The organism is Marinobacter sp. MBR-105, from assembly GCF_053628895.1.
The window spans coordinates 1-1,483 of sequence record NZ_JBRJHG010000055.1; the positions used below are offsets into that span (position 1 = coordinate 1).

The 1,483-nt window shown below is 54.1% G+C and carries 2 protein-coding genes; both read left to right on the forward strand.

The window, feature by feature from the left end; all coding sequences use genetic code 11:
• The first annotated feature begins 73 nt into the window (after window positions 1–73).
• Entirely contained in the window at window positions 74–691 is a 618-nt protein-coding gene (locus ACSSVV_RS20960) for a LysE family translocator (RefSeq protein WP_022993460.1), read from the forward strand.
• Window positions 692–781: 90 nt separating this feature from the next.
• The gene (locus tag ACSSVV_RS20965; RefSeq protein ID WP_031211402.1) at window positions 782–1,405 is read left to right on the forward strand and encodes a SagB/ThcOx family dehydrogenase; all 624 of its coding nucleotides are present in this window, start codon (window positions 782–784) and stop codon (window positions 1,403–1,405) included.
• Window positions 1,406–1,483: the final 78 nt, after the last annotated feature.

A 1,483-nucleotide genomic window follows, 5' to 3' on the forward strand; every position in this document is an offset into this window, starting at 1 on the left:
GCGTTATGCGCTTGCAGTCTGGCCGGTTATCTCAGTCATGTAGTCAAAACGAATAGACTCTTCAGGAGAATACATGAACATCACTACTTCGATTTGGTTTTTCATCGTACCTTTTGCAATTGCAGCCGCGATCCCTGGCCCCGCACAAGGTGTGTTGATCTGTCAGGTTCTCTCGCGGGGCGGGCGCGCCAGTGTTTCTTTCATCGTCGGCATGGTGCTGGGAAATGCTGTTTGGTTGGTTGTTGCGATGCTCGGGCTTGCCGCGCTAGCTTTACGCTTTGAGGCTGTTTTTATCACGGTAAAATGGCTCGGCATTGCCTACATTTTGTTCGTCGCTTGGAAGCTCTGGACTCGGGACACCTTGCGGGGACAGCTCACATCCGCGTCCGCGTTTTCCGTTGGGCGCGGCATCCTGGCCGGATCATTCCTGACGCTCAGCAATCCCAAGGCGGTGATCTTCTTTGGGGCTGTGCTGCCCCACGCCTTCGACATGACGGCACTGTCGCTGTCTGAGGTCGGGCTGATCCTAGCTTTGGGACTCGGGATCGACCTTGCGGTCCAATTCGCTTATCTGGCGGCGGCTTTAAAGGTTCGTCGTGCAGCTAGCTCCCCGAAGGTGATGAAGCGGGTGAATAGAACCTCTGCCGGCTTGATGGCTGGTTGTGCGGGCTGGCTGGCGCTCTCCCGGTAGGTTGCATAACTCCTCGGTTCTGATGCAAAAGTTACCGGGAAAGACAGTGATGGCGCATAATTCAGTCGTTATGCATAGGGGGGTAAGTGCATGGTCATCGAGCTACCAACGCCCGAATTACAAGGCTCTGAGCCATTGGTTGAGTGTATTGAGTCTCGGCGCAGCGTAAGAGAATATACGCAGGCACCGCTACCTTTAGGTGTTTTGTCCCAATTGCTTTGGTCGGCCCAAGGCGTAACCGGTGCCGATCAAAAAAGATCAACTCCATCAGCAGGTGGGTTATACCCGCTGTATCTACAAATTGTGGTGCAGCGGGTATCGGAACTTGAGCCCGGTACCTATGAGTATAAGGCTGAAAGCCATTCGCTGGAGCTAGTCGGTAGCTGTATTCCGGAAGGGGCGATGCACGAGCTAGGGATTGGCGATCAACCATGGTTGAAAGAGGCAGCTATCGTCATCGGGGTTTCAGCGAAACTCGGAGTTGCGGTTCGGCACTTTGAATCTCAGCCACCCGAGGGAGAGCGAGGTGCTCGCTATGTATATATGGAAACTGGGGCTTTAGCGCAAAATGTTCATCTCCAGAGTACGGCTCTCGGACTTGGTTGTGTTCTGGTGGCAGGGTTTGATGATGCAAGGGTCAAGGAAGCATTGAGGTTACCCTCAAACTTGGAACCAACTGCACTGCTGTGTATCGGGCAACGGCGGGAGATTTAACAGTGCATAACAATACGCGTCACGCGGATGTCCTTTACGCCGCTTCGCTCTGTAAAGGCCACCGGTGCGCTCAGCGTT

Coding starts and splice junctions, on each gene's coding strand:
- ACSSVV_RS20960 (WP_022993460.1), top strand. CDS start 74: ATGAACATCACTACTTCGATTTGGTTTTTCATCGTACCTTTTGCAATT.
- ACSSVV_RS20965 (WP_031211402.1), top strand. CDS start 782: ATGGTCATCGAGCTACCAACGCCCGAATTACAAGGCTCTGAGCCATTG.